The 20,690-nt window shown below is 57.0% G+C and carries 17 protein-coding genes; 10 read left to right on the top strand and 7 right to left on the bottom strand.

The features are described 5' to 3' along the window. Window positions 1-15 precede the first annotated feature (15 nt). Window positions 16-1,659: an AarF/ABC1/UbiB kinase family protein gene (locus tag DXY10_RS12295; RefSeq protein ID WP_115019727.1), complete on the top strand. Its 1,644-nt coding sequence runs from the start codon at window positions 16-18 to the stop codon at window positions 1,657-1,659. Window positions 1,660-1,662: 3 nt separating this feature from the next. Here the strand turns inward: DXY10_RS12295 and DXY10_RS12290 are convergent, their stop codons facing one another. Continuing rightward, window positions 1,663-3,666 carry a hypothetical protein gene (locus tag DXY10_RS12290; protein ID WP_115019725.1) on the bottom strand — a complete coding sequence of 668 codons (2,004 nt, stop codon included), beginning with the start codon at window positions 3,664-3,666 and terminating at the stop codon, window positions 1,663-1,665. A gap of 161 nt (window positions 3,667-3,827) precedes the next feature. Here DXY10_RS12290 and DXY10_RS12285 point away from each other — a divergent pair, with 161 nt between their 5' ends. The 4 genes from DXY10_RS12285 (at window position 3,828) to DXY10_RS12270 (ending at window position 6,959) form a co-directional block, all read left to right on the top strand. Next, window positions 3,828-4,748 carry an NAD(+) kinase gene (locus tag DXY10_RS12285; RefSeq protein ID WP_115019755.1) on the top strand — a complete coding sequence of 307 codons (921 nt, stop codon included), beginning with the start codon at window positions 3,828-3,830 and terminating at the stop codon, window positions 4,746-4,748. A gap of 5 nt (window positions 4,749-4,753) precedes the next feature. Continuing rightward, a complete protein-coding gene (locus DXY10_RS12280) occupies window positions 4,754-5,431 on the top strand; it encodes a winged helix-turn-helix transcriptional regulator (protein ID WP_115019723.1) in 678 nt (225 codons plus the stop codon). A gap of 345 nt (window positions 5,432-5,776) precedes the next feature. Continuing rightward, entirely contained in the window at window positions 5,777-6,208 is a 432-nt protein-coding gene (locus DXY10_RS12275) for a VOC family protein (RefSeq protein WP_115019721.1), read from the top strand. A gap of 307 nt (window positions 6,209-6,515) precedes the next feature. Continuing rightward, entirely contained in the window at window positions 6,516-6,959 is a 444-nt protein-coding gene (locus tag DXY10_RS12270; protein ID WP_115019754.1) for a DUF192 domain-containing protein, read from the top strand. Window positions 6,960-7,095: 136 nt separating this feature from the next. Here DXY10_RS12270 and DXY10_RS15030 read toward each other — a convergent pair whose 3' ends face one another. Both DXY10_RS15030 and cbiE read right to left on the bottom strand, forming a co-directional pair. Further along, window positions 7,096-7,230 (bottom strand): hypothetical protein, encoded by a 135-nt coding sequence (locus tag DXY10_RS15030; protein WP_256359483.1) that lies wholly within the window; start codon window positions 7,228-7,230, stop codon window positions 7,096-7,098. 6 nt (window positions 7,231-7,236) lie between these two features. Continuing rightward, window positions 7,237-8,583: a precorrin-6y C5,15-methyltransferase (decarboxylating) subunit CbiE gene (cbiE, locus tag DXY10_RS12265; RefSeq protein ID WP_115019719.1), complete on the bottom strand. Its 1,347-nt coding sequence runs from the start codon at window positions 8,581-8,583 to the stop codon at window positions 7,237-7,239. Between the two features lie 130 nt (window positions 8,584-8,713). Here cbiE and DXY10_RS12260 point away from each other — a divergent pair, with 130 nt between their 5' ends. From DXY10_RS12260 to DXY10_RS12245, 4 genes are all read left to right on the top strand, one after another. Beyond that, entirely contained in the window at window positions 8,714-9,832 is a 1,119-nt protein-coding gene (locus DXY10_RS12260; protein ID WP_115019717.1) for a DUF1254 domain-containing protein, read from the top strand. A gap of 290 nt (window positions 9,833-10,122) precedes the next feature. Next, window positions 10,123-11,628: a DUF1254 domain-containing protein gene (locus tag DXY10_RS12255; RefSeq protein WP_244282298.1), complete on the top strand. Its 1,506-nt coding sequence runs from the start codon at window positions 10,123-10,125 to the stop codon at window positions 11,626-11,628. A 37-nt stretch (window positions 11,629-11,665) separates the two neighbouring features. Beyond that, window positions 11,666-13,219, top strand: coding sequence for a DUF1254 domain-containing protein (locus DXY10_RS12250; protein WP_115019715.1), 1,554 nt, complete (start codon window positions 11,666-11,668; stop codon window positions 13,217-13,219). 98 nt (window positions 13,220-13,317) lie between these two features. Continuing rightward, window positions 13,318-14,631: an NAD(P)/FAD-dependent oxidoreductase gene (locus DXY10_RS12245; protein ID WP_115019713.1), complete on the top strand. Its 1,314-nt coding sequence runs from the start codon at window positions 13,318-13,320 to the stop codon at window positions 14,629-14,631. A gap of 28 nt (window positions 14,632-14,659) precedes the next feature. On the opposite strand, the gene DXY10_RS12240 is transcribed toward DXY10_RS12245, so the two are convergent. From DXY10_RS12240 to DXY10_RS12230, 3 genes are read right to left on the bottom strand one after another with little or no spacing between them, the layout of a single operon-like run. Further along, complete coding sequence (locus DXY10_RS12240) at window positions 14,660-15,271, bottom strand: hypothetical protein (protein WP_115019711.1); 612 nt, start codon at window positions 15,269-15,271, stop codon at window positions 14,660-14,662. Continuing rightward, entirely contained in the window at window positions 15,272-16,144 is an 873-nt protein-coding gene (locus tag DXY10_RS12235; RefSeq protein ID WP_115019709.1) for a bile acid:sodium symporter, read from the bottom strand. Window positions 16,145-16,188: 44 nt separating this feature from the next. Further along, the gene (locus DXY10_RS12230) at window positions 16,189-16,575 is read right to left on the bottom strand and encodes a YidH family protein (RefSeq protein ID WP_115019707.1); all 387 of its coding nucleotides are present in this window, start codon (window positions 16,573-16,575) and stop codon (window positions 16,189-16,191) included. Window positions 16,576-16,637: 62 nt separating this feature from the next. On the opposite strand from DXY10_RS12230, the gene DXY10_RS12225 reads away from it, so the two are divergent. Further along, entirely contained in the window at window positions 16,638-17,099 is a 462-nt protein-coding gene (locus DXY10_RS12225; RefSeq protein WP_371411157.1) for a DUF1622 domain-containing protein, read from the top strand. 1,122 nt (window positions 17,100-18,221) lie between these two features. Here DXY10_RS12225 and DXY10_RS12215 read toward each other — a convergent pair. Then, entirely contained in the window at window positions 18,222-20,540 is a 2,319-nt protein-coding gene (locus tag DXY10_RS12215; RefSeq protein ID WP_115019704.1) for an arylsulfatase, read from the bottom strand. Between the last annotated feature and the right edge of the window lie 150 nt (window positions 20,541-20,690).

Here is a 20,690-nt window from a genome sequence, read left to right as displayed (position 1 = left end):
GCCTCGGCCCTCGCGATGTCGGTGCTTTCTGTGTTCGATGGCTCTGCGCGTGCCCTCGAGATTGTCAAGATCGTTTCGCGTCATGAATGGTCGTTCCTGAGCCAATTGCTCGGGCGGGGCGACAGCGCAGAAACCCGTCTGCCCTTGCCTTCGGTGCTCTGCAATCTGCTCACCGAGCTGGGGCCCGTTTACGTCAAGCTCGGCCAGCTTCTGAGCACCCGACCTGATCTGCTTTCCGACGACTACATCACAGCTCTCAGCCGTCTACAAGCGGATGTGCCGGCTGTGGCTTGGCAGGAGGTCGAGCCCTCTTTACAGCGTGAGCTGGGCAAGCCGATCGATCAGTGCTTTGAAAGTTTCCAATCCCAACCGATTGCCGCTGGCAGCGTTGGTCAGGTCTATCGGGCCACCCTGCAGCAGGGGTTGCAGGTTGCGGTGAAGGTGCTGCGGCCCGGAATCGAGGCCCAGGTTGAGGAGGATGGTCGACTGCTGCGAAAGGTCGCTGCCTTGGCGGCTGCGACCGCTCTGGGCAGTCAGGTGGATTTTGTCGGCCTGGCCGATCAGGTTCTTGCGGCGTTGCAACGGGAGCTGGATTTCCGCATTGAGGCGGAAAGCACGTTGCGCCTGCAACGTTGCCTGGAGGATTCTTCCTTCCTGCCAGAAGGGCGTTTACGTCTTCCGCAGGTTGTGGACTCTCTGTCAGGTCAGAGGGTGTTGGTGCTCGAGTGGATTGAAGGTGAGCCGATCCTGGCGCCTGCGGCACGGGCAGCACTCCAGCAAGGCCCAGGGATCGAGGTCACGACCAAGGCGCTGCTAGGGGCCTTCGTCGAGCAGTATTTCGTCGAAGGCTTCTTCCATGCAGACCCTCACCCGGGGAATCTCAAGGTCCAGGCCGACGGCACTGTGATCCTGCTGGATGCAGGCATGGTGGGGATGTTCGACCCACGCACCCGCAGCAATCTGCTCGATCTGGTCCTGGCGCTGATCAATCAGGATGCGGCCCGGGCGACGGATTTGCTCGAGCAGATTGCGCCTCCTGTGCAGGGCATGAAGGTGGATCGCCAGCAGTTGCAGCGTCAGCTGGATCAGCTGATCGCCCGTAATTTCTCCAAGCCATTGCAGGAGCTCAATTTCGCTCTGTTTTTGTCTGCTTTGCTTCAGCTCGCCAATCGCACCGGCCTGCAGGTGCCGGGAACGATGGGATTGTTCGTGAAATCGGTTACCAATCTCGAAGGAGTGGGCTGCGCCCTCAACCCCCACTTCAGTTTCACCGGTGAGATGCAGCCCCTGGTCGCCCAGCTGCTGGCCCGATCGGTGATGGTGCCGCAGGAGCGGCTGATGCAATTCGGCCTCGATCTTCGCAACCTTTCGATCGATGCCCCACGCCAACTCAGTCAGCTGCTCCGTCGCTTCAGCAGTGATGAATTGGTGTTCGCATTGCAGCTGGAGGGACTCGATTCCCTGCGCGACACCCTTGACCGTTTCTCCCAGCGGGTGTCGCTTGCGATTCTGGTGGCGGCGTTGTTGCTGAGCGCAACCTTGATGGCGTCGTTGGCGCAGCAGGAGCTGCTGCGCACCGTCAGCGAGGGCCTGTTTATCGGTGCGACTCTCTTTGGTCTCTGGTTGATCGTGTCGCTGCTGCGTTCCAGCCGACGCTGAGGCTTAGTTGGGTTTGCGCACTGGGCCCATCAGAGGATTCTGGACGGGTGCTGCAACGCCGTAAGTGACAACAAGGCCCTGCCCTCCAGGGAAGGTGGAGGTTCGAGCGTTTGGCGTTTTGTTGATGACAACCTCACCGTCAAACCAGTTGTTGGCACTCCAGAGATTGCCAGCATCATCAACGATCACATCGGTGGTGATTTGGATGACTCCGCTTTGGTAATTGTGAATGACATCACCTGTGCTTTTCCCTTCAGGGCATGTGCTGGGTTTCATCCCGCAGATGTGAATTAGGCTTTGTCCATAGAGGTTGCCGATCCAGACATTATCGTTGCCATCAATCGTGACTCCCCAGGGAATGTAGGCGATCCCTTTTGCGATGTCGTTCTTGACAACTTTTAGGTCTGGTGAGATGACAGCAGCAACCCCAGACTGCGTCAGCGTGGGATTGTCAACATAGAACTCCGCCCCCGCCGCAAACTCCTGCATGATTGTTTTCGGTTGGGGTGGATTGGCGGGGATTCCCGGTGGGATCTTGGCGCCTGGTGCTAGAGCGCCTTTTGGTGAGTGGGTTTGTTGGGCGATCCATACATGGCCGGTTGAATCCACGGCAAGCCCGCGAGTACCAAGATTGACCTCGATGGCAGTTGATTGTTCAGGTGAATCCGCTGGGAAAACGGTGATTTTGTTGTTAAAGCTGCTACTCACCCAGACCCGATTTTGAGCATCAATGGCTACACCAAAAGGTGCCTGTAGGCCCTTGATTGAGATTCTTTTTCCCTGGGTATAGTCGCCACCGGGGAAATGAATCATGTGGTTTTCGGTGTTGTCGGCGATCCAAACATCTCCATTCCCCGCTGTGCCGATCCCTTGCAGTTGCCCCACAGGTTGATCGATGGTGGCAGGGCCAAGGGCCTTGCCGTCTTCCAGTGAAAAAACGCCGACTCGGTTATTAAATGTGCCAACCCATGCATACTTCTCTGAGACGCCTGTCCCCCAGCCGGTTCCGTTCAGGCCCTGGCCGTTGTAGCCCGTGATGGGAGGAGAGAGGGCCTTGCCTCCCGGGCCAAAATGCGTCACACCACCGCCAATGCTGTTGATCACGCCAGATTGCGATCCAGGCATCCAATTGGCACCACTCCAGGCGTTGCCTTTGTGATCAAACATCAACTTGCCCAGGGCGAGTGCACCACCGCCGTTGAGCCGGATGGATAGGGAGAAACTATCGGGCTGGAAGAGCAGGTAAGGAAGGCTTGCGGTGGAGCGCAGTTGTGTGTCCTGATCAACGGGGTAGTTGCTCTCAAATAATTGGTAGAGAGCCGCAACATTGTTCCAGGGCTGGCGGGCGATCGAGATCATCGCCGCAAGGGTGTTGTCTGCTCCAGTCAGGCTTAGGAGTGAAGTACAGCCACTGGATTGAGAGGTTTGTCCGCAGAGAGCTAGCAGGTTTGAAAGCACGTTCATGCGAACGGCTGTTTCGGAGTTGAGCAGATTGGCGCTGTTTAATAGGGTGTCACCGAATGTCCCTGATGTTTGGTTAACAAGGTTGTGCACTTGGCTGGAGCCAATCGCCAGTGCACTGGTGCTGCCTGTGAGTTGATCTCCTTCGAATAACTGGGCATTGGGCCACACCGAGCCGACGGTTGTCAGTTCATTGATATGGACGCTTTCAGTGGTGTTTTGATCCAGAACGGTCAACATGGTGAGCTTGTCCGCTGTCTCGCCATTGACGCTGCCCCCTTGGGCAACGAGGTAGTCAATGCTTCCTGCTTCAGGCTTGAGAGCCAGCTTGAAAGATCCGTCAGACTTCGATTTCAGCGTTTGTAAAAGCTTGGCTTCTTCTCCACCGCGGCTGCGCCAGACGTTGATGGTGGCCTGCTGAACCGGTTCACCCATTAGGGAGAGTTTCCCGCTCAATGCGTTTCCCCCTCCGAAGGAGCAAGATGCAACTCCTATCCCAAGTGCAGACAGCAGCAGAGCCAAGGGTGTGGAGCGAGCGAGCAGCATCGGCTTCAGAGAGTCTTCTCTCTCCTTAGCGACGAGAACTCTCGTTGGCAGTGCCCTTTGATGCGGGCCAAGACCCGACTGCAGGCATCACAAATCCCCACCCTGTGCCATGGAGACGGTTCTCTCTCATAAAGTGATCCACCTGTTGCGTGATTCGATCGGTGCCCAAGGTTGGACTGATCGTGAATGACGGCAAGACGCTGGCGGTCGAGACCGCGCAGACCATCCAAGCCAGTCTGGAGCGGGCCGGCCATGACGTCGTGCGGGTCAGCAGTGCTGGCGGCATGGTGGGCTTTGCGAACCCGGATCAGCACCTACGCATGCTGGGTTACAACGCCTGCGTGCCAGAGGGGTTTGATCCCTCAATGGCCTTGGCGATCGTGCTAGGCGGTGATGGCACTGTTTTGTCAGCAGCGCGTCAGACCGCCCCTGTGGGGGTGCCAATCCTCACGATCAACACCGGCCATTTGGGCTTTCTGGCGGAGGCTTATCTCGACAACCTCGATCAAGCGATCGAGCAGGTGCTCACCGAGCAATGGACGATTGAGGAGCGCGCCAACCTGGTTGTGAGTGTGATGCGCGGTGATCAGCGCCGTTGGGAAGCGCTGTGCTTGAACGAGATGGCTCTGCACCGAGAGCCGCTAACCAGCATGTGCCATTTCGAGATCGCGATCGGTCGTCATGCTCCGGTGGACATCTCCGCTGACGGTGTGATCCTTTCCACCCCGACAGGTTCCACCGCCTATGCGCTCAGCGCCGGGGGGCCAGTGATTACCCCGGATTGTCCAGTGCTGCAGCTCACTCCCATCGCTCCGCACTCTTTGGCCTCAAGGGCGCTGGTGTTTAGCGATCAGGAGCCGGTGACGGTGTTCCCGGCCACTCCAGAACGGCTGATCATGGTGGTGGATGGAAGTGCTGGTTGTTATGTGTGGCCAGAAGACCGGGTTTTGATTCGCCGAAGCGAGCATCCGGTGCGATTCGTTCGCCTGGCAGACCATGAGTTCTTTCAGGTTCTGCGCAATAAATTGGGCTGGGGCCTCCCGCACGTGGCCAAGCCAGATCCACCGAAAACGGAGCTTTAGCGGCTGTGGCAGAAGCGGTGTTGCTTGTGGGCGATCAGGCGGTCGGGCTGGCTCCACGCCTCGAAGCGTCCGGCTATCAGCCCCTCGATTGGAGTGCCGGTGCCGCGTCCTTCGCCCCTTCCCCTGAGGCGACGCCCGCTTTGGCGATCGTTTCGGCAGCGCAGGCCAACTTGATCCCCGCTCTGCGCGCTCGTGTTGGCGCCATGACCATCCTTCTGGATGTGGGGGAGGACAGCATTCAGGGGCGTGAAGCTTGCTTGAGCGCGGGGGCCAATGATTTCTGGCTTTCATCGTTGGGCATTAGTGACCTGTTGCAGCGTCTACGCCTGCACCTCACGATTCAGCAGCGCGATCGCAAGCGAAGAACCGTGCTTCAGCTGGCTGATCTGAGCGTTGATTCCAGTTGCCGTCAGGTGCGTCGAGGCGGCAGGCCTGTGGCGCTGACTGCTCGGGAATATGCCCTGCTGATGCTGTTGTTCAGCCAGGCGGGGCAGGTGGTGAGCCGCGAGCAGATCCTGTCTGAGGTTTGGAATGGCGATCAGCGCACATCCAGCAACGTGATTGAGGTGTATGTGCGCTATCTGCGCCAAAAACTTGAGCAGAATGGTGAACAACGGTTAATTCACACCATTCGCGGTAAGGGGTACAGCCTGAGCGACGGTCTGTCGTCCTCGGCACCCTGAAGTTGAGCTCGCGAAAACTGAATCCAATCTAAGTTGAAGCTGCGGCCTTTTAGCCTCTTCAACCAATCAGCCAATTTGTCTTTATTTTCGTTCTATTATTGTTGGATGGGTTTTGATTTGTTATTCCTGTCATTAGGAGATTTGGGGTGTCTTGGCTAGGTCTTGATCGCTTTGAAAGGTGCGCTGTCTGAACACTTATGGTGTCTCTGTTTAAGGTGGCTCCTGCACTGATGTGCATCTTTTCTTGGCGTTGTCTTGGGGTTTTTTGGGTCCAGAGGGCCGAAGTTCATAGGTCTTGATTGTTTGTCATGGTAGCGGGCTTGTCTTTGTTGCTAGACCGTTCTTGTGGCAGCAACAACGTCCCTACCTCTGCTTGGCATCGATCATGTCGTGATTCGTGTGCGCGACTTGGATTCCATGCTCGATTTCTACACAACGGTGTTGGGATGTGAGCTGGCAAAGCACAACGAAGCTTTGGATCTTTGGCATCTGCGTGTTGGCAATGGCCTGATCGACTTGGTTCCCGTGGATGGGGTTCTTGGGAAACTTGGTGGGGCTACGGGAGATACGGCACCACCAGCGGCCAGCGGCCGCAATGTGGACCATGTGGCGTTGAAAGTGCATCCATTTGATGCCGATGCGCTCTTGGCTTATTTGAAAAGCCATGGCATTGAGGCCCGGGCCACGTTGCAAACCCGCTTTGGTGCCGAGGGAAATGGGCCTTCGATTCAGTTCCGCGACCCTGAGGGCAACGGGATTGAGCTCAAGAGTTGCTGAGCTGCTCAGCAACGCGTTGTGGCGGTGGTTGCTTGTTTGCAGGCGGCCGATGTTTCATGTGGGGTCCGCTGTGGGCTCCGCATCGTCATGCTCCGTTTGACTGAATCGTTGGCCTGTCTGTCCAATTGTCAGCTCTCAGCTGGTCAGAGTCGCTAAGGCGGTCCTAGAGCATGGATGCCAGTGGTGTTCATCGAGAGGAGTCGAGGTTGTGAGGTCACGTGAGCGAAGGCTGAGAGGCTTAGCGGTGGCGGCTGGTCTTGCGGTCGTGCAGACCGGCTCAGGTGCCCTGTTCGCGCAGGCGCAGGGCATGCCACCACAGCAGTTGCCGATCGAAGCGCGCTGGTGTTTGAACAGCCGGATATGCATTGACCTTGAGGTGGCGGATCAGACCGACGAACAGCGCCTCGGCTTGATGCAGCGGCCACCACTCCCCCCCCTGAGGGGGATGTGGTTTCCGTTTAAGCGACGGTTGCCCCTCAAATTCTGGATGCATAACACCATTGCTCCGCTCGACATGGTGTTTGTGCTCGACAACAGGGTGATCGCCATTCATCGCGATGTGCCGTTCTGTTCTTCTTTGCCATGCCCCAGCTATGGAGCGGATGTGGATGCTGACGGCAAGATCGATCCCGCTGACAGTGTGATTGAACTCGGCGCTGGTGAGGCTGAACGGCTGGGAATTGAGCTGGGTGATGCGGTGATGATTGAGTCGTTGATCCGTGGATCCACCACCACCACCACCACGAAGTGACCCTCAAGACCACGAGGAGCAGCTGTCATGCCACTCGGGGCTGTCGCTTTCTTGCGATCCCCATTAAGAGCTTTCGCCTGGGCATTCCCCCTACTTGCCTTTGCTGAGGTCGAGGACCAGGTCGTTTCTGGTCTTCTCAGTTGACGGAATTGAAGAATCCCTTGGATTGCAGAAACAGGCCGACCGCCACCAGCGGTCCGAAGCCTGCGATCAGCAGGGTGATCTTGAGGCGAAGGGGAGACACCTGTTTCTCGCGCTTTTGAAGGGCCATCGCTGTTCAGGACTGATGTGAGCCTGAGTCTGCCGTGTTGCTCCCCTGTGCTGCTAACCCCTTGAGCAGCAGCACAGGGTTCATTGGTGCCAGCCGGGTGCCGTCCCCTAGGGACTGTCCGCGCCAGGCCTGATGTTGGCTAATCGTGACCTGCAGCCCGGCGTTGTTCAGGATCGGCCGCAGCTCTGCAAGAGCCTCCAGCGTGGCGAGAGGAATGAGCACGAGCCCCCCGGGGTTGAGGCGTTGCAGAACGGCTTTTAACAAGGCTGCCCGCTGTTTGCCTCCACCGCCGATGAGCACCCGGTCGGGTTGGCGCAGTGCGGCCGGGACAGCTTCGGGGACGGACTCAGGAACGGAGGTGGTGGGCTGGCACTTGGCCATGGCCCCAAGCAGTTGCAAGGCATCCCCTTCCAGAACAGCCCAGGGTTTGACCTGCAATCGCTCCGCGTTCGCCTGGATCAACCTGGCCCCGCCTCCACGCTTTTCAATCGCCAGTAGCTTCAGCTCCGGTCGCAGTCGAAGGGCTTCCAGCCCCACGCTGCCAGTGCCTGCACCCAGGTCCCACAACACGCCCTGCGCAGGCAGTTCAAGCTCTGCCAGTAGTTGGATGCGCACCTCCCGTTTGGTCATCAATCCAGGCCGGTCGCTGTGTTGCAGGAAGAGGCCGTCGTCGAGCCCGAACAGCGGCAATCGCACGGCTGTAGGTGCTGCTGCTGGTTTGGCAAGCAGCACCACTAAATGCAGGGGATGCAGATCGGCTGGAGTGGTCTGTCCTGGTTCCAAGCACTGCACACGTTCATCGGCATGGCCGAGAGCTTCAAAGAGCCAGAGCGTATAGGCCGCTTCCAGGCCACTTCCGCTCAGGATTGTGCGCACTTCCTCAACGCCGCCGCGGCTGGGATCGGTGAGGACGGCCAGTGCTTCGGGGCGTTGTTGAAGTGTGCGGTTGAGGCTGAGCGGATCCCTGCCATGCAGGCTGACCCAGTCCGCGTCCTGCCAAGAACGCCCCAACCGGGCGAAGGCCAGTTGCAGAGAACTTGGCCCGGGGTGAAAGCGCAGTCGTTTAGCTCCGAGGCGTTCGCTCAGGTAGCGGCCAATGCCAAACCAGAGGGGATCTCCGCTGGCGAGGACGACGGCAGGGGTGTTTCGATCGAGCGCGGCGAGTGCGTCACCGAGCACTGCAGGGTTGTCACTGGCAATGCGTTGCTGTGCTTCTGCGCAGGGTTCCCAGGCGTCTAGGGCCGCCAGTAGACGCTTGGGTGCCGCGATCAGCGCAGCGTTGCGGAGCTGCTGTTGCTGGGCTGCCGGCAGGGAGTGCGGAGCTCCGGCATCGGTGCCGATCACATCGATCATGCCGTCATTGTGCTCGTTGCTGAGAGTGGCCTTGATGGTTCCGCTTGTGCTGTTCGCTCCCTGTTGATCGCCGCTTCATCTGCCATCCAGCGCATTGATAGCTACTGAGAGTGAAAGTTTGTTTGTTGGTATGCCTTCGCTTTTTCGCCCACTCCAGCGTTCGGGGGTGTTGTTCGCCTCTGCCTTGAGCTTGGGGATGCTTGGTGCCTCTCAGTATCAGGCCGCTCTTTCTCAGCCTGCAACGTCTGCTGCTCCGTGCCCTAAGGCCGCGGTGGTGCAAACCGCAACGGCAATCACTCCGGTCACCAAGACCAACTACGCGCATGCGGAAACCGAGGTGATCTTGGCGGAATATGTGCGCAAGATTGCCAAAGGCACGTGCAGTTCTGGTGTAGGCGAGTTCCTGCATCTGAAAAAGGGCATGGATCCAGAAGACCGCACGATTTTGCGCCCTAATTTCGACACGCTGTATTCGTTCGCGGTTCTGGATTTGGACAGTCCGGCCACGGTGGTGCTTCCCGATACCGATCGGTATCAGATCCTTGAAGTTGTGGATGGAGAGCACTGGATTCCCCTGATCAGTGACAAGCCTGGTCGCTATGAACTGACCAAAGAATCCATGGGTAGTCGCTACGTTTTCGCCTTCGTGCGCACGCAGGTGAATATGCAGGATGCTGCGGATCTCAAGAAAGCAGGTGCTGTTCAGGATCAGATCCAGCTGGAGCAGGCACAGAAGGGTGAGTTCATCTCCCCACACAAGTACGACATGAAGGAGATCCTGGCCTTGCGCGCCGCCTACAACGAACGGATGGCACCTGAGGGCGTCACGTCGGAGATGGCCTTCGGTCAGCGAGGTGAGATTAGTGAGGAGATGCGTAACTTTGGTGTGGCGATTGGTTGGGGTGGTCTGCCAAAACAGGGGGCTGTTTACCCCTTCCCCAAAGTGGTGAACTCCACTGAGCCCCAGAAGCTTGTCCTCAAGGATGTGCCCAATGATCCCCGGGCCTTCTGGTCGGTGACCATCTATGACAAGCAGGGATTTGCGGTTGGTGAGAAGTACAACATCAACAGTGCTTTCGCTAAGCAGAACGCCAACGGTGAGTATGTGATTCACGTTGGTGGTGATGCCAGCCAAGACAACTACTTAGATATCTATCCCGGTTGGAATGCTGCAGTGCGCATCTATTCGCCGACAGAGGCCTATTTCAACGGCAGCTGGATTCCCCCGCAGTTTCAACCTGCCCAGTGATGCAGGCATGGGCCAGTTCTGCTCTGGCCTCTGCATGCTTGTTCTGTTGGCTCGAGGCATTCGTTTCGCGTCTCCCTGCCCTGTCTCCGACTCGGGTAGGGCTTCTCGGCTGCCTTGTACAGCTGGGATACCAGCAATGATCAGGATGATCCCGATTGGCACATTTTTGCTCTGAAGGATGTTGGGCTCCTTGAGAGTGCCTAAACCAAGAGAAGTGCTCGTACCTGGCTTTGATCAAAAGATTTCGGCAACCTTCAGGCAGGCTTCTCGGCTCTGCTTTGGTGGTGGGGCTGGGCCTCACTTCTGTTGTTAGGCCTCTCGCCGCTTTCTCTCAGGCTGTCCCTAAGGGTTACACCACGTCGATTCCTGCGGAGGTATTCACTCCTGATGTGGTTGACACCAGTGTTGGTACGTTCCGGTTCTTCGATGGCATGCCCGATGCAGCCACCGTTCAAACCAGCTTCGACTACCTCAAATTCATCCGCGCCTATGAGACGTTCCTGACGCTGATGCCGGCCGCCAGCATCGAGATGATGCGGGTCGGTCATGCCCAGCAGGGTGTCGACGACCACACCAAGGTCATGTTGATGGCCCCGCTGAATTCCAACCCCCTCTTCCTCACCGGCAACACCGACACGGTGTATGGCTCCACCTTCTTCAATCTGAAGGACACGGGGCCGATGGTGATCGAAATTCCTGCGGGGCTTGGTCCGGGCACGATCAATGATGCCTATTTCCGTTTCGTGGCCGACACCGGCGCCCCCGGTCCGGATCGGGGCAAAGGCGGCAAGTATCTGATCCTTGGACCCGATGACAGCGAGCCTGCCAACACCGAGGGATATTTCGTCTTCCGCTCACCCAGCTACTCCAACTGGTTGATTCTGCGCGCCTTCCTCGATGATCAAGGCAAGCCCGATCAGGCGATTGCGAACTACGAAAACGGTCTGCGTCTTTATCCCCTCTCGCAGAAAGACAATCCACCGGCGATGACATTCGTCCAGGGCGGCGATCTTGTCTTCAACACGGTGCATGCCAATAATTTCCACTTCTTTGAAGAGCTGAACACGGTGATTCAGCGTGAACCGGTCGACCTGTTTGACCCTGAACTGCTTGGGCTTGCTTCGGCGATCGGTCTGGAGAAAGGCAAACCCTTCAACCCGAGTGCTCAGGACCGCCAGATCCTTGAGGAAGCCGTTCAGGTGGGAGTCGCTTACGTGCGCGCTGATATGGGCAAGCCTCGCAACCGAGACGTCTACTTCTATGAGGACAAGCAATGGTTCACCCCGTTCGGGGGTGGGAGCCATGAATGGCTTGTCGATGGTGGAAAGGGCGGCCGAAATCTTGATGCCAGGAGCAACTTCTTCTGGGGTTACACCGTCAACACCCCAGCGATGGTGCTGAAGATGGTTGGCGCCGGATCCCAGTACGGCGTTGTGGCGACCGATGCCAATGGGGCCTATCTCGATGGCAGCAAAACCTACAAGTTCACGGTGGATGCCAACGTGCCCGCCAAGGATTTCTGGTCGATGGTGGTTTACGACCCTCAGACGCGCTCGGAGTTGCAGACCGATCAACTCTTGCCCAGTAAAAACAGCAAGCGCAACCAAGACATGGTGGTGAATGCCGACGGAAGTATTGATCTCTATTTCGGACCGACAGCACCGCAGGGCAAGGAAGCCAACTGGATTCAGACCGTGCCGGGTAAGGGATGGTTTGCCTGTTTCCGTTTCTACGGACCGCTACAGCCTTGGTTCGACAAGACCTGGCAGCTCAACGACATTCAGCCTCTCGGTTGAGACCTGAACAGATCAACACCACGATTCATTCTCAACCATGACTGCTTTCACTCGTTTCTCAACTGCTGCTCTTTCTGCTGCCGTTCTTGCCGGTAGCGCTTCTGCGCTGCGTGCGGCTGATGTGGTTCCGCAGGGCTACAACACGCCCATCCCTGAAGATGTGCTGACGCCTGACAGGGTGAAGACGCGGATCGGCAGCTTCAATTATTTCGATGGGTTCCCCAACGACGACACCATGGCCAAAGCCCGCCGCCAGGTGGACCTTGGCCGCGGCGTTCAGACCTTTCTGAACTTCATGCCGGCGGCATCCCTCGAGATGCTCTATGTGGGTCATCGTGATGGCTACGGCATGCAGCCGAATCGCGATATCGGTGTGTTTGAAGAGTTGATGAGTTCCAAATCGCTCTGGCTCACCGGTAACACCGATACCGTTTACGCCTCGGCCTTTCTTGATCTCAGTGCCGGCCCGATGGTGGTTGAAGTGCCGGCTGGTACAGGCCCTGGCACGGTGAACGATGCGTTCTTCCGCTTTGTGGTGGATATGGGAGGCCCCGGTCCCGATCGGGGCAAGGGCGGAAAATATTTGATTATCGGTCCAGGTCAGTCAGCTCCTGCCAACACCGATGGCTACTTTGTTGCCAACACTCCTAGCAAGATCAACTGGTTGATCTTGCGTGGTTTTCTGGATGATGAGGGCAAAACAGATACTGCAAAAAATGCATTCAAGGGAGGCCTGAAGGTCTATCCCTATGCGGAGCGTGCCAATCCCCCTGCCAACAATTTCAAGAACCTCACGGATTGGGAGACGAACACCATTCACGCCAACAATTTCAAGTTCTACGAAGAGCTTGATGAGGTGATTCAGCGCGAGCCGTCCGAGCTGTTCTCGCCGGAGCTGCTCGGCATGGCTTCGGCAATTGGCATCCAGAAAGGCAAGCCTTTCAATCCTTCTCCGGAACAGAAGGCGATGCTCACCGAGGCAGTGGCCATCGGTAATGCCACAGCCCGTTCGATTCTGTTTGCTCCCCAAGACCCCAAGGCTTACATCTATCCAGGCAAAGCTGGCTACTGGCAAACCGGATTCCCTGGCGGTAACCACGAATATCTCGTGGATGGTGGCAACGGGGGCCGCGATATGGATGGACGCACCTTGTTCTTCTACCTGGCCACTGTCAACACGCCTGCGATGGTTTTGGAGATGCCAGGAGTGGGTTCGCAGTACACCTTCTCTTCCCGTGACAGTCGTGGTTCTTATCTCGATGGCGCCAACAGCTACTCGATGACCATTCCTGCCAATCCTCCGGCCAACCGTTTCTGGTCGTTTGTGGTCTATGACCCTCAAACCCGCTCGATGTTGCAGAGCGATGAGATGCCTTATCCCAGCAAGAACAACACGCGCAACACCGACATGGTCAAAAATGCTGATGGCAGCATCACGCTCTACTTCGGCCCTGAAGCACCTGAAGGCTTGGATGCTAATTGGATCAAAACGGTCCCCGGCAAAGGTTGGTTTGGGATCTTCCGTCTCTACGGACCTGGCCAGGAGTGGTTTGACCGCACTTGGAAACTTGGCTCGATCGAGAAAATCTGATCGGTTCTCTTTTTGCCCCCCTTTGATGATTGTCTACGGCGGATTCCAACCGCCCGTAGGCATTGATCAGGGAAATGCTCTGATTTTTATTTACCGTGATGCGTGAAGACGTTGATGTAGTAGTGATCGGTGGTGGTTTTGCAGGCATCACCGCTGCCCGGGATCTGCAGAAGCGCGGACTCAACGTGCTGGTGCTTGAAGCACGCGATCGTTTAGGTGGTCGTACCTGGAGTACTGATCGCAATGGATTCCATGTGGAGCTGGGTGGCACCTGGATCCACTGGACGCAGCCCTTTGTGTGGGCGGAAAAGGAGCGCTACGGCCTCGAAATTCAGGAAACCCCTGGGTGTGTTGCGGAGCGGGTTGCGATTAAGGTCGATGGTCAGGTTTGTGAGTTACGGGACGATCAACTCGGTGAGTTCGTCGCAGGTTTTGAGCAGTTCTTCGCTGAAGCTCCTCTGGTTTGGGAGCGTCCTTACGACTCTCATTACAACTGGGCTGCCATCAAGGAACGCGACTCCCTGAGCGTGGCCGACCGTCTGCAGTCCATGGAGCTGACTCCATTGCAGCGCACCAGCATCGGTGGCTTCCTGGAGATCCTGTCGATGAATCAGCCCGAGAACGCCTCTTACTTGGAGATGATGCGTTGTTGGTCGCTCACGGGTTGGAATTATGCACTGTTCAATGACGCAGCAGCCCGTTACAAACTCAAGCTTGGTACCGGTGCACTCGTTGAAGCAATCGCCAGCGACGGTGGCTTTGATGTGTTGTTGGACACTCCCGTGAGATCCGTTCACCAGACTGCCAACGGCGTGACGGTGACGACCGCGGCCGGGGAGCAGGTGACGGCCAAGCGGGCTGTTGTGACGCTGCCGCTCAATGTGCTTCACAATGTGGCGTTTGATCCTCCACTGCAGTCGGTAAAAGTGGAGGCTTCAAAGCTTAAGCATGTGGGTGGTGGCGCCAAGGTGTTCTTTGAGGTGGAGGGTGACCCAGGTGCCGTGATGACCCTGGCCAGGTCCACTGAGTCTCCTTTGATCGGCAGCTTTACGTATCAGCGCGGTGAACAGCATTCGGTCCTGGCTGGTTTCAGCCTGGAGCCGGATGCACTTGAGAGGTCTGTTGCCGATTGGCAACCAGTCCTCGAGGAGTTTGTTCCGGGTCTTCGGCTGCTTTCAACCTTCGGTCACGATTGGGGAGGGGATGCTCTGTCTCAGGGCAGCTGGTGTACGTATCGACCCGGAACCTTTGTGCGCTTTGCTGATGCTCTGCCTCGGCAGGAGGGTCACCTTTTCTTTGCCTCCGGGGATCATGGTGAAGGCTGGAGAGGCTTTATCGAAGGGGCCATTGCCAGCGGCTCGCGAACGGCGGTTGCCGTGTGGCGCAGTCTTCTTCCCTCCAGAACAGCATGATCGGATTTCGCCTCAAGCATGGTTGTGTTCAGGCTTGGTGGTGATGGTGGAGATGTTTCCTGAGTCGATGGCTGATCCAGCCAGGCCCAACCAGTGACAACACGATGATGGTCAGCGAGGTGCTGAGTCGACTGGAGGCAGCTCGCGCTTCATCAAGACCGCTGAAGATAAACGTGATCGCCACCACGACGCCAAACACCCCAGTGAAGGTTCCGCTCAAAGAGCGGAGCAGGTCGCCGATCGAGCGTCCCTCGATTGCCTTGGGATCGATCCCGACTCGGCGACCTGAGAGGAACCCAGTGATTCCCAGCAGCAGCACCAGGGCCAAGCGTTCCCACAGGCTGTGACTGCTCCCCCCTTGTTGCATGTCGACCACCATGGATGAGGCGGTGCCGATGAAACAGCCTGAGCACAGGCCGATGCTTCCCCACCATTGGCTTGGACGATGCAGACGGCGGCGCAGACGGCTGAGCATGATCAACAGGCTGCAACTGATGCATGCGGCGAGCAGGATGGGCAGCACCAGATTGACCAGGTAGCCGATCGTTGCCGCGATGAGCAGTGCAGCGATGTCGCTGCCTTGGTGGAGACCTGTCTTGCGCGTGGCTTCGTCGTTGGGATCAGGTGTGATGCTGGCCATTCAGTCTTGTGCGGGGATCTGTTGTTGTGCGGTGATGCTGGTGCGCCACTTCACAAAGGGTGCTGACCCCAGAGCCGTCATCAACACGTAGCCGACCACAGCGGCTTTGAGATCCATGGCATCGGGAGCCATGCGTTGCACCAGAAGAAGGGCCAGTCCTGGATTGCGCATGGACACCACCAGGGGAAGAGTGCTGCGCTCGTCCTTGTTCTGACTGGCGATCAGGAAGCCCAGACCCAGGGCCGCGATGGTCAGGATCAGCATTAGCAATGCCCCTTGAAGATCCCGGATCAACAAGGGTGCCGCCTGCGGCAACGCCACGAGCAGAATCAACACCAACAGCAGCAACAGCACGATTGAGGCTGTTTTTTGGATGAGAGGATTCCAGCGTTCGACCCATGCCCCACGCCAACGGCGCAAGATCACGCCCAGTAGCAGAGGAACCAATTGCACTTGTAGAACCTGAGCGGCGACATCTTTTGCCGGGATCGTCCAGATGGCTTCGCCGGCCTCAGTGGGGAGCTGACTGATCCACAAGGGCACACTGATGACTGCGGCGCAAGCTGACCAGAACTGCAGTTTTGCCGCTAATTCAGGATCGTTGGCGACCTGCCTGCTTTTCAGGGTGATCATCGGTGCGCTGGGGCAGATCGCCATGATCATCACGGCTGTGGCCATGGTGGGAGACACACCCTCTCCCAGAGGAGAGTGGAGTAGCAAGATGGCAATTAGGGGCAGACCGATGCAGGTCACCACTAAGACACGAAGCAGCAGTGCTGGTCTGCGCCTCAAAAGATCGAAGCGCATGCTGGGCAGATTCAGGCCCAGTGACACCATCACCAGAAAGAGGGCCAGTGCAATCAGGAGTGACATAGCGGAGTGGGTACGGCGGTTTCAGGAGCAAAACTTGGTTTGATTCAGGCTGGAAAGAGTCCAAACAACAGCAGCAGGAATGCCGCAATGCCAATCAAAAGAACGGCCGTTGCTGTGGCGATCGAGAGGGATGGCTCGTGGCGATAGACATAGGGGTCATGCCGTAACTTCTCCAGTTCGCGCTTGTGTTGGCGCATGGCGATCAGCAGGGTGAAGATGCCGATGCCGATGAACCCCATCGACATCAGCTGAACACTCAGATCACCTGATGCACTCCCGCCTCGATCGTTGTGGCGGATGGCACCGATGATTTTGTCGAGGCCGAAACCGAAGCTGATCAAGGCCAGAGCCGTGCGGATCCAGGCCAGCGTGGTGCGCTCAGCGGCAGCACGGTTACGAGTTTTGGCTAACTCTGTGTTGCTGTTGGTCATCCTCGAGCGAGGGGGTGTTCCGCTGCTTGAAGGCTAGAAATCGTCGCTGTTTTGGTCAGCCCATGGAGGTGCCGATTGTGCTGAATCTCAGCCTGGCGATGGATTGTTGCTGGCCAATCTTCCTTCCCTTGCTCACAATCGCTTCAGATCTGGAGTTGAGGTCGATGGAGTGGGCTGATCAGTTGTTGATGCATGCCGCCGAGGGCTTGCGTTTGATTCTTGAGAGTTTGTCGGTTCTGTCCGTTGGGGTTGGTCTCTTGGCGGTGTTCAGCCCGCGAGGTCCCCTGCGCTTGCGGGCCATTCCGCCTCGGCTTTTGGAGCGCGGTCCCCTCACGGCAGCCCGTCTCACCTTTGGTGGTTGGCTGGCCTTGGCCTTGGAGTTTCAGCTCGGAGCTGATGTGGTGCAGACCACCATCAGCCGGGATGCATCAGCACTGATTCAGCTCGGTGCAGTGGCGTTGGTGCGGACGTTCTTGAATTATTTCCTCAGCTTGGAGCTCAAAGAAAAAGAGCAAGCCTCTTGATCCAATGCGCCTCTGAATGAGGATGTGGGAAGTGACGTTGTTGTCGGATCTTTGAAGGATTTGATGTTTGTGGGCTGTGTTCGTTCGGGCTGAGGGTGTGATGGCCAACACCCTTCAGTCCGCGGTCTGCCTGGCTTCTGTCTCCACATTTTGCTCTGCGTCTCTCTATTCCTTCAGAAGAAGGAAAGTGATCAGACCTTTTTGTTTTCGGTCGGCAGCAGAGCGGCAGTAGCGCCTTGAAAATCAACAGAAAGATATGGATCTTGATGACAGGGAATGTGTATCGTTTAACTTTTTTGATGCTGGAAGTGATGTGCTGGAGAAGCGTGTAGCATTTTATTTGTTTGTAGAGCTTGCGAGATGGCAGAGAAAAATGTTACTCCTAAGGCTCAACTCCAAACTGAGCAAACGATTGCGCGTCCTCCAGTGGCTGATTGGGGGATCAAGCTTTTAAGAAAATTGAGGCTTGAAAAGCTCATGACCCTTGGTAATCGAATTGAGGGGCCATGAGCATCAGTCTTGGCTGCGCAAAACGAAGCGGTCCGGGCGGCCCAAGTCGACGACCCTTAATCATGGGTTAAACTTGGCTTAAGGAGGGCCTGGTCTATGAACCCTGAGAAGCAGCACAAGAAACTGATCAAGCTCAAGGTCAAGGCTGAGGAGTGCCTCACCAGAGAGCAGGCTCAAAAGATCCTGAGGAAGGCAGACAAAGCTCACCGCAAGCTTTCTGAAGGTTAAGGGCAAGCTCTCACGTCTCGTCCCTGCTGAGCAGGTCGATCGTTTGTTCAAGTCATGGAGGCGCTTGTCGCACCTCGCCTAATGTCGATCACAACCCCCAAGCACGAGGAGGCCGGATTGGCTTCTCTGTGCAAAGCGGATTGCGCGGCTTGCGGTGGTCACTGAGGCTGCTGAGCCTTGACCCCGTCAAGCTCTGAGACGTCGCCCGGCTTGTTGCTGCATTGGCCCCAGATCCAAGTAGGCACTTGGTTTCTTGTGGCTCAGAAGCATGATTTCTGCCTAGATCCAGTGTGTTTTCAAGTGCGATGTATTCGGCCAAGCATCTCAACATCCTTTGATGTTGAGATGCTTGGCTTGCTGAATGGGTACCTGGGATGACGTGCCCTATTCGAGATACTCCACGTGCATGGTGTGAATTGATCCGTTGAACTTGAACGGAGCACGTTCGTGGTAATCCAAGGAAACCGGCGACCCCAGTGCTTGACCAACATCCAGGCAGTCATTAGCGGTGAACAGCACAGCTGCCACCCTTGGAACAATGCCTTCGATCAGCTGTGTGCCATTGAGGGACACCTTGATCGAGAGCGGGCCCCTTGGATTGTCGTCGGTGTGCCGGGTCACGACCTCCAGCTTGTGTCTGCCAGCCGGCAGTGGCTGATCAGAGCGCAGCTTGGTGCGCTCAACGATGAACAGGTTGTATTCATAGGTGAGAATTCCTTCATCCATGTAGAGGGTGAGACCACCTGAATTGGCACCGAGTTTGTAGAGCACACCACTTGCATTCTCTGGTATTTCCATATCGATCACAACTTTGTTGTTCAGGCAACCAAGTCGTGGAGCACAGGGCTCGGGAATGCGGGTAATGGTGCCAGGCAACTCCCAGGATGTTGCTTCCGGGGCCACCTTCAGTTCTGGGTGGAAGATGATGGTCCAGAGTCCACCACCAATCGGCATATTTTTGTACTTCGCCGATTCCACCAGGAACAGATTCTTGAGCATCTGCAGCTTCTCTGGATACTCATTCGCGACGTTCTTGCTCTGACTGAAATCGTCGTCGAGGTTGTAGAGCTCCCAGTCGTCGGTGTCGGGTGACCAGGTGAGGATATCTGGGTCCACACCCTTCACCCAAGGTAGGCGTGGCCCCACGGCTCCAGCCATCCATCCATTGTGGTAGATGGATCGAGAGCCCATGATGTCGAAAAACTGGGTGTGAAGTTCACCCGGTGCATCCGGTGCATTGAAGGCATAGGCAAAGCTGGTGCCGTGAATCGGATCCTGAGTGACACCATTCACCATCTTGGGTGGAGTGATTCCTACCAGCTCGTAGATCGTTGGCACCAGATCGTTGCAGTGGTGGAACTGCGACCGAGGTTTGGGATCCGGCTTGATGCCCTTCGGCCATTTGATCGCCATCGGATTGCGAGTGCCGCCGAGGTAAGAGGCCATCAGCTTCATGCCTTGATAAGGCGTACTGCCAGCCCAGGCCCAGCCTGCGTGATACATGTTGTCCACGAGTGGGGAGCCAAGCGCATCCAGTCCACCTAATTCGTCGAGCACTTTGATGTGCTCATCGATCTCTGTGGCAATGGAGTTTTGCGCAAGCAGCTCAGAGATCGTGCCGTCCTGGCCTTCACCGGAGGAGCCGTTGTCTCCCCAGATGTAGACCACCAGGGTGTTGTCTTCGTATCCCAGTCGTTCAATTTCGGAGACGATACGACCAACCTGATGATCGGTGTGTTCGGCAAAGCCTGCCAGCACTTCCATCAAACGCGATTGGAAGGGCTTCTGGTGCTCGGGGATGGAATCCCAAGCTCCTAACCGGGGATGGCGTGGAGTGAGTTGGGCATTTTCGGGAATCCAGCCTTTGGCTTTGGCATTCTTGAAGGCACGCTCGCGGTAGGCGTCCCAGCCATCGTCGAACTTGCCTTTGTACTTATCAGCCCATTCCTTGTTGACATGGTGCGGGCCATGCAGGGCTCCTGATGCCCAGTACATGTAGAAAGGCTTATCGGGGCGGAGCGCCTTGTGGGTTTGCAGCCAGTTGATGGCATCGTCGGCCAGGTCCTCACTGATGTGATACCCCTCCGCTGCCGTTTTAGGCGGCAATACCACCGTGGTGTTGCGCACCAGATGGGGCTCGTATTGGGAGGCTTCACCGGCGAGGAAGCCGTAGAAGTATTCGAATCCCAGACCCGTTGGCCAGTTCTCAAAGGGACCTGCCGCAGTGGTTTCGTTGGACGGTGTGTTGTGCCACTTCCCCCATGCCCCGGTTGCGTAGCCGTAGTTGCGCAGGACGTCGGCCTGCAGTGCACAACTTTCTGGAATCCGACCTGAATAACCGTCCCAGTCGTTGGCGAATTCACAGATCTGGCCATTGCCCACGAAGGTGTGGTTGCGACCGCAGAGCAGCGAGGAGCGCGTTGGTGAACACATCGCTGTGGTGTGGAAGCGATTGAAGCCCACGCCACCATCTTTGATTGATTGCAGAGCAGGGGCATGGATATCGCCTCCAAGACACTCCGGCAGTGCCGGGCCTGCATCATCGATCAGCACCACAAGGATGTTGGGTGCATCGTCAGGAAGCCTTTGGGGTTCTGGTAGCGGACTGTATGTCGACTCCTGCATCGTCGTTCCGGCCTTACTCCCCGATGGCTTGGGAGGAAACGGCAGGATGGAACCGTCAACGTGTTGGGTTCTGGTCATGCGCGACACCGCTGGGCAAAAAGGGCAACATCCTTCTGGTAGCCATAGCTGCTTGGCTCAAGCTCTCCGCTAGATCAAAGTTGCACGATTGGGACCTTGATTAGGGCAATGCTGGATCCAAGCCCTTGAAGGTTGAATGTGGTGGAGAGG

It is taken from the genome of Synechococcus sp. UW140 (genome assembly GCF_900474295.1).
Taxonomy (GTDB): Bacteria; Cyanobacteriota; Cyanobacteriia; order PCC-6307; family Cyanobiaceae; genus Synechococcus_C.
Note: the sequence above shows the minus strand (reverse complement) of the source record. Positions and strands in the feature narration are given on the sequence as shown.